The following is a 6,572-nucleotide window of genomic DNA, read 5'->3' as shown; positions in this document are numbered from 1 at the left end:
CGCACCAGAACTGGTAAAAGATTTTGTCGAAAAACCGTGGTGGGAAACACTCGATTTGTCGGAACATGTCGAAAAACTTGTCGAAACAGGGCTTGCAAAAAAGGACGCGATCAAGCAAGTCGCCAAAGACCGCGGCCTGCAAAAGCGCGAAGTCTACAACGAAGTCATGGTGGACTAACGCCCATTTCCAGCAAAAAAAAGGCAGCGGGCCAAAACGGGCCCGCTGCCTTTTTTCAACATCATCGCACTTGGAACTTAGTAACGTAATCAAAGGGGAAGATTTTACGAAACCAAGTATCCCGATCCTCTTGAACATAGATGTCAACATGTCGATCTTGCAGAACCCCTACATGATAGTATTCATAGCCAGTTGACAACTTGTTGGCTCCTTGGGCATCAGTGATGCTTTCGAATTCTTCATGTATCGGAAGTCCATGCAAGAACTTCGCGGTAGCATCGTCAGCTACCTGAGCCATTGCAACCTGATCTTTTGATTCCAATAGATTTGAGAGATCCTGTTGAATGGCGTGCTGTACCCGAAAAGGGGAATGCCAATACAGGGACAACAAGATGAACCCAGCTACAAGAACAATCCCAGATCGTACGAAGAGTTTCAAAGTAAGCTCCTTTCCTGATTCGATTATTCGTTAACAGATAAGTCGTAGAAAAATTCTTGAGAATGATTCTGTTGATCATGGATTCGAACGACTACTTGCCAAGTACCTTTTCCAGGTGTCATCACCTGTCCAGCGTACAGATTCGTACCCGCTTTTCTTATTTCCACAGGAATTGGGGCGGACAGTCCTGACCCTGTAAGCTCTGCGGTAATTTTGTCAGCATCTGCTAGCACATAAGAACCTTGAAAACGGATATTTAATACGCAGTGATGCCCATGTAGCTGAGATGTAATAACAGAATGCAGCTCCGTATACGGATTGGCAGACTCAGCAGGTTTTTGGGCTTGAATGTCTGCGGTAACCTTGGTGTTTGATTGGCAACCAGTTATCAGAAATAAGGTGCACAGCAATGCAAGCGTCAGAGATCGCATCTGCAACTCGCTTAGAGACCAGCGCGGCTTCTCGGCCAGAAGGTCATGTACCAAGATGAGGTATTGTAGACTGAGCAATCATAAACTCCGTACCCATATACATTCAATCCATCACACTCTGTGTCTGCCCCTGGAGAAGTACAACCCCACCAGATATTTGCAATATCGCAATCGCTGCCATCAAAATCAGCAATGGATGCTGGGTAACCTTGCGGCCAGTAACGATTGTCAGAGTATGGGCCGTTGAAACGATTGCAGTGGACATGCTCGCCGAAACGAACATATTGGCCAGTCGTTTGCCCAGGGTAGGGGCCACTGCTGCCATCGCCAATAACCACCCCTTGAACATCTCCATTGGAAGGCGTTGTTGGCGAAGCGGCCATACTTGCAAAGAAACTATCAAAGTCTTGGGTCTTTTTGATGTTCATCTGGAGGTCACCAGTAGCATTGGCGATACGCTGTGCTTTTATTTTCCCATTCACTTTTAAATCGACAGAAACGTCTTTTCCAATTTCTACTTCGGCTGTGTAAGAACCATCAGGAGCAACGGTTGCTGCTTGTCCGTTTACAAATACCAACCCCTGAAGTGCTGGGTACACTTTTACAACGTCTACACTACCCTTCTTGTCCTCATAGAGCTTGAAATTATTGTCATTGGCTGCTATTAATCTGAACTTCTCCAAGATTTCACTAGGTACATTGTCGTAGTGAGCGGTCAATTCATTGGTTACTGTTCCAGAGATCTTGGCTTTTGCTTTGGGAAGTTGGGTGGCGGATGCTGGATTTGCAATAGATGCTAATGCGATAAAGCCGACCGACAATAACAAAAATTTTTTCATTGTTATACCTCATAATTATTATGTAACGAATTCTGCATTTACATCTTACAGTAACAGAAATCACCGTGCAACCCAGAAATTTCAAGTCGAACTGAGCAATTTTCCCGTGGGAAAATCAGCGATGCAATAGCATGGTTTTCGGAAAATCAACCCCGTGGTGAATACGTCCTCGTGCTCGCCGGACTAGCACCAGAACTGGTAAAAGATTTTGTCGAAAAACCGTGGTGGGAAACACTCGATTTGTCGGAACATGTCGAAAAACTTGTCGAAACAGGGCTTGCAAAAAAGGACGCGATCAAGCAAGTCGCCAAAGACCGCGGCCTGCAAAAGCGCGAAGTCTACAACGAAGTCATGGTGGACTAACGCCCATTTCCACGCAAAAAAGGCAGCGGGCCAAAACGGGCCCGCTGCCTTTTTTCCGCAGTCGCACGTGCATCGAGATGCAAAAAAGCCCCGGAGCACCAAGGCTCCGAGGCTTTTTCCGTACTCTATACTTAGCGGCTCATATCGCCAATGCATGCAGAGCAGATGTTCTTGCCGCGGAAGTGAATGATTTCGTCAGCAGACCCGCAGAATACGCAAGCCGGCTCGTATTTTTTCAGGACGATGCGCTCGCCATCGACGTAGATTTCCAGTGCGTCCTTCTCGCCAATACCCAGCGTTCGGCGCAGCTCGATCGGAATGACGACACGGCCCAGTTCATCAACCTTGCGTACGATACCTGTAGATTTCATTGTTGACACTCTCCCATTTGTTCGGATTTTTATCTGTATTTTGATTCTACATGGTTCGACAAACTTTCGACATCACTAGCGTACCAATTACTCCCATAACAGTCAATAGGTTTGGGAGGAAAATAGGAACTTTTGGGTGAGTAATTTTCTGGGAATGCCCTTTTTTTCGAAAATGAGCGGTAAATCAGTTTCTGATTGGAAAATGGAAACCGCAATCTTGACGGTGTATGTATATTGTGTTAGCGTGTGGAAAAGATAGTCTATGCGATGATGGAATAAGTACCCGCAAGCGAACTTCACCAGAGAGCCGGGAGGGTGGAAACCGGCAGGAGCAGCGCGCGGCGAAAATGGTTCCGGAGCTTTTGGAGTCGAGAGTTCGTTTTTTCATGGAGAAACGACTTGAGGCTTTGACGGGAGGGCCCGTTAGCGCCCAGTGGTCTAGCGATAGACCCGTGGAGGCGTTTTGTCGTGAGGCAGAGCGCGAAGCCAGGTGGTACCGCGAGAGACAGCTCTCGTCCCGGCAGTTTTTCGGGATGAGGGCTTTTTTTATTTGTACATCTAAGGAGGAGTTTCAGGATGGCGAATCCTGCGTTTTACATCACGACCCCAATCTACTATCCGTCTGACAAACTGCACATCGGTCACGCGTACACGACATCGGCTTGCGACGCGATGGCGCGTTACAAGCGTCTGCGCGGCTACGATGTGATGTTCCTGACTGGCACGGACGAACACGGCCAGAAAATCCAAGAGCGCGCGGAAAAAGCGGGCTTGGCCCCGCTGCCATTTGTCGACCGCATCGTGGAGGGCATCCAAGACCTGTGGAGCAAGCTCGACATCTCCTATGACGACTTCATCCGCACCACCGAAGACCGTCACAAAGTCGTCGTGCAGAGCATTTTCCAACGCCTGCTCGACCAAGACGACATCTACCTCGCGGAATATTCCGGCCTGTACTGTACCCCGTGTGAGTCGTTCTGGACGGAGACGCAGATCAAGGGTGCGAGTGGCAACTGCCCAGACTGTGGCCGTGGCGTGGAAGAGACGAGCGAGAAGTCGTACTTCTTCCGCATGAGCAAGTACGCGGATCGCCTGATCCAGTACTATGAGGAGCACCCGGAGTTTATCGAGCCGGAGTCCCGCAAAACCGAGATGCTGAACAATTTCCTGCGTCCAGGTCTGCAAGACCTCTGCGTTTCGCGCACGACGTTCTCGTGGGGGATTCAAGTGCCTTCCGACCCGGAGCATGTCATCTACGTCTGGCTGGATGCGCTGACCAACTACATTACGGCGATCGGGTACGGTTCAGATGACCCGGAGCTGCAACAAAAGTACAACAAGTTCTGGCCGGCCGATGTCCACGTGATCGGCAAAGACATCGTGCGCTTCCATACGATCTACTGGCCGATCTTCTTGATGGCGCTCGACTTGCCGTTGCCGAAAAAAGTGTTCGGACACGGGTTCTTCCTCTCCGGCGGCGACAAAATGTCGAAGTCCAAAGGCAACGTCGTCGATCCGGTGCCGTTGATCGAGCGCTATGGGTTGGATGCGTTGCGTTACTTCATGCTGCGCGAAGTGCCGTTTGGGCAGGATGGGCAGTTCACGCCGGAAGCGTTTGTACACCGTCTGAACTCCGATCTGGCGAACGACCTCGGCAACTTGTTGTCGCGGACGGTGGCGATGATTGAGAAGTACAACGACGGGATCATCCCGGAGCGTGGGGACGCGACCGACTTTGATGTGACGCTGTATGCGTTGGCGACCGACAGCGTGAAGCGAGCGGAGGAATATCTGGACAACATGCAGTTCTCGCTCGCACTTGGCGCGATCTGGGATCTCGTGTCCCGTACCAATAAATACATCGACGAGACCACACCGTGGGCGCTGGCGAAGGACGACGCACAGAAGTCCCGCCTGAACACCGTGCTCTACAACCTCGCGGAATCACTGCGCATCACCTCGGTGTTGGTGCAACCGTTCCTCATCAAGTCTCCGGCGCTGATCTGGGAGCAACTGGGGTTGGAGCCGGGTGTGGCGACGTCTTGGGAGTCCACCCGCGAGTTCGGCAACTTGCCGAGCGGTATCAAAGTGAACAAAGGCAATGCACTGTTCCCGCGCCTTGATGTGAAAGTCGAGGTCGAGGCCATCGTAGAAATGCTAGGAGGCAAACCTGTGTCTGAAACGAATGCAACCCACACAACCCTGGAAACGAAAACCACCAGCGAAGCTGTAAAAACGGAAGCTGCGCAAACCGAAGCAACCCCGGCGGGCGCTGCTCCGGCTGCGACCCCCGAAATTGAAGGCATCGCACTGATCGGCATCGACGATTTCATGAAAGTGGAGCTGCGCGTGGCAGAAGTCATCGCGTGTGAGCGTGTCCCGAAGGCTGACAAACTGCTGAAACTGCAACTGTCGCTGGGCGATGAGCAGCGCCAAGTGGTCTCCGGCATTGCGAAATACTACGAGCCGGAAGCGCTCGTCGGCCAAAAAGTCATCCTCGTCGCCAACCTCAAGCCGGTCAAACTGCGCGGTGTTGAATCGCACGGCATGATCCTCGCAGCATCTGCAGGCGACGACCTCGTGCTGGCGACCGTATCTGGGCCGATCCCGAACGGCGCACAGGTGAAGTAGGATGTCGGATGTGTACTTGATTGACACGCACAGCCACTTGAACTCGCCGCAATTTGCAGACGAAGTGGGCGACCTGATCACCCGTGCCCGTGAAAACGGGGTCGGCAAGATCGTGATCCCCAGCTATGACTACGAATCAAACCTGCGTGCGATCGAGATCGCAGAGCAGTACGAGGGCATCTATGCCCAAGTCGGCTACCACCCGTGTGACCTGAATGACCTGACAGATGACCATTACCAAAAGCTCTACGAGTGGTCGAAGTTGGAGAAGGTCGTGGCGATTGGGGAGATCGGCCTCGATTATCATTGGGACACGACGACGCCGGAGTTGCAGGACGAGATGTTCCGCAAGCAGATCGCGATCGCCAAGGAACTGAACCGCCCGATCATCATCCACGACCGAGAGGCGCACGGCGACATCTTGAAGATCTTGAAGGAAGAAAACGCCGCGCAGATCGGCGGGATCATGCATTGCTACTCCGGATCGTGGGAGATGGCACAGGAGTGTATGAAGCTGAACTTCTACATCTCCTTCGGCGGCCCGGTCACGTTCAAAAACGGCAAACGCCCACAGGAAGTGGCCGCCAAAGTCCCGCTCGACCGCCTGCTCGTCGAAACGGACGCCCCATACCTGACACCCGAACCGCACCGTGGCAAGCGCAACGAACCCGCCTACGTCCGCCACGTCGCAGAAAAAATCGCCGCCCTGCGCGAGCTCTCGTATGAAGAGATCGCCTTGCAGACGACCAAGAATGCGAACGAGATTTTCCGCTTTTAGGTTTTACTAAATGGGTACCCGCTTGTCATTTCGTTTCATATGCACCCCTTCAAGTAGTCATTGAGAAAAGGCTTCCTCAATGAATTCTAAGTAGGGGTGTTTTTTTGCGCGAAGAATGGTCAATAAAAAGAGAGAGAACGTTTCCGTTCACTCTCTTTTACTTAGGTTACTTGCGTTTTTTGGTCAACTGGAGCTGTCACGGCGAGGGAGGGTTTCCAGTTTTGCAATCGTCTCTTTGCCATTGAGAGTGAGAACAAACAGCTCTCGTCAGAAGAGCGACCTATCATCCGACAGGAGCGTAGCTACCCTGTTTTGGATGAGTTGTCGGTGTTACTGCGACTCAGAAGCCCCGCGTTTTGCGGAAAGGCGCTCTAGTGCTGGCGGTCGCGTATTCGAAGTGAACGTGCGATCAAGCCGATTGTCGTCGGATGCAAAAATTATTGTTTGCCAACACCCCTCCGTGCTTCATGAAGCATGGTCTAGACCCAATCCCAGCATGTCTAGCCTGATGCCACGCTTCTGTAACGAGCTTCTAGGACCCG

Annotated in this window: 6 protein-coding genes; 3 read left to right on the top strand and 3 right to left on the bottom strand. The window is 51.7% G+C overall.

What is annotated here, in order from left to right; genetic code table 11:
• Positions 1 to 640: 640 nt before the first annotated feature.
• Both C7459_RS23025 and C7459_RS17315 read right to left on the bottom strand, forming a co-directional pair.
• Positions 641 to 1,048: a hypothetical protein gene (locus C7459_RS23025; RefSeq protein WP_146201033.1), complete on the bottom strand. Its 408-nt coding sequence runs from the start codon at positions 1,046 to 1,048 to the stop codon at positions 641 to 643.
• An 11-nt stretch (positions 1,049 to 1,059) separates the two neighbouring features.
• The gene (locus C7459_RS17315) at positions 1,060 to 1,887 is read right to left on the bottom strand and encodes a hypothetical protein (protein WP_109690544.1); all 828 of its coding nucleotides are present in this window, start codon (positions 1,885 to 1,887) and stop codon (positions 1,060 to 1,062) included.
• A 240-nt stretch (positions 1,888 to 2,127) separates the two neighbouring features.
• Between C7459_RS17315 and C7459_RS24040 the strand changes: the two genes are divergently transcribed.
• Positions 2,128 to 2,250 (top strand): hypothetical protein, encoded by a 123-nt coding sequence (locus C7459_RS24040; protein ID WP_281272786.1) that lies wholly within the window; start codon positions 2,128 to 2,130, stop codon positions 2,248 to 2,250.
• Between the two features lie 131 nt (positions 2,251 to 2,381).
• On the opposite strand, the gene C7459_RS17305 is transcribed toward C7459_RS24040, so the two are convergent.
• On the bottom strand, positions 2,382 to 2,621 hold the full coding sequence (locus tag C7459_RS17305) for an AbrB/MazE/SpoVT family DNA-binding domain-containing protein (RefSeq protein ID WP_109690542.1): 240 nt from the start codon (positions 2,619 to 2,621) through the stop codon (positions 2,382 to 2,384).
• A gap of 576 nt (positions 2,622 to 3,197) precedes the next feature.
• Here C7459_RS17305 and metG point away from each other — a divergent pair.
• Complete coding sequence (metG, locus tag C7459_RS17300; protein ID WP_109690541.1) at positions 3,198 to 5,252, top strand: methionine--tRNA ligase; 2,055 nt, start codon at positions 3,198 to 3,200, stop codon at positions 5,250 to 5,252.
• A 1-nt stretch (position 5,253) separates the two neighbouring features.
• Positions 5,254 to 6,030, top strand: a complete 777-nt coding sequence (locus C7459_RS17295; protein ID WP_109690540.1) for a TatD family hydrolase — start codon at positions 5,254 to 5,256, stop codon at positions 6,028 to 6,030.
• Positions 6,031 to 6,572: the final 542 nt, after the last annotated feature.

Origin of the sequence: Tumebacillus permanentifrigoris, assembly GCF_003148565.1 — a bacterium.
In the GTDB taxonomy this organism is placed as follows: Bacteria; Bacillota; Bacilli; order Tumebacillales; family Tumebacillaceae; genus Tumebacillus; species Tumebacillus permanentifrigoris.
This window is presented reverse-complemented; position numbering and strand designations above follow the sequence as displayed.

Excerpts from the sequence above, each read along its gene's own strand:
- C7459_RS17305 (WP_109690542.1), bottom strand. The coding sequence starts at position 2,621 with ATGAAATCTACAGGTATCGTACGCAAGGTTGATGAACTGGGCCGTGTC.
- C7459_RS23025 (WP_146201033.1), bottom strand. The coding sequence starts at position 1,048 with ATGCGATCTCTGACGCTTGCATTGCTGTGCACCTTATTTCTGATAACT.
- C7459_RS17295 (WP_109690540.1), top strand. The coding sequence starts at position 5,254 with ATGTCGGATGTGTACTTGATTGACACGCACAGCCACTTGAACTCGCCG.
- metG (WP_109690541.1), top strand. The coding sequence starts at position 3,198 with ATGGCGAATCCTGCGTTTTACATCACGACCCCAATCTACTATCCGTCT.
- C7459_RS17315 (WP_109690544.1), bottom strand. The coding sequence starts at position 1,887 with ATGAAAAAATTTTTGTTATTGTCGGTCGGCTTTATCGCATTAGCATCT.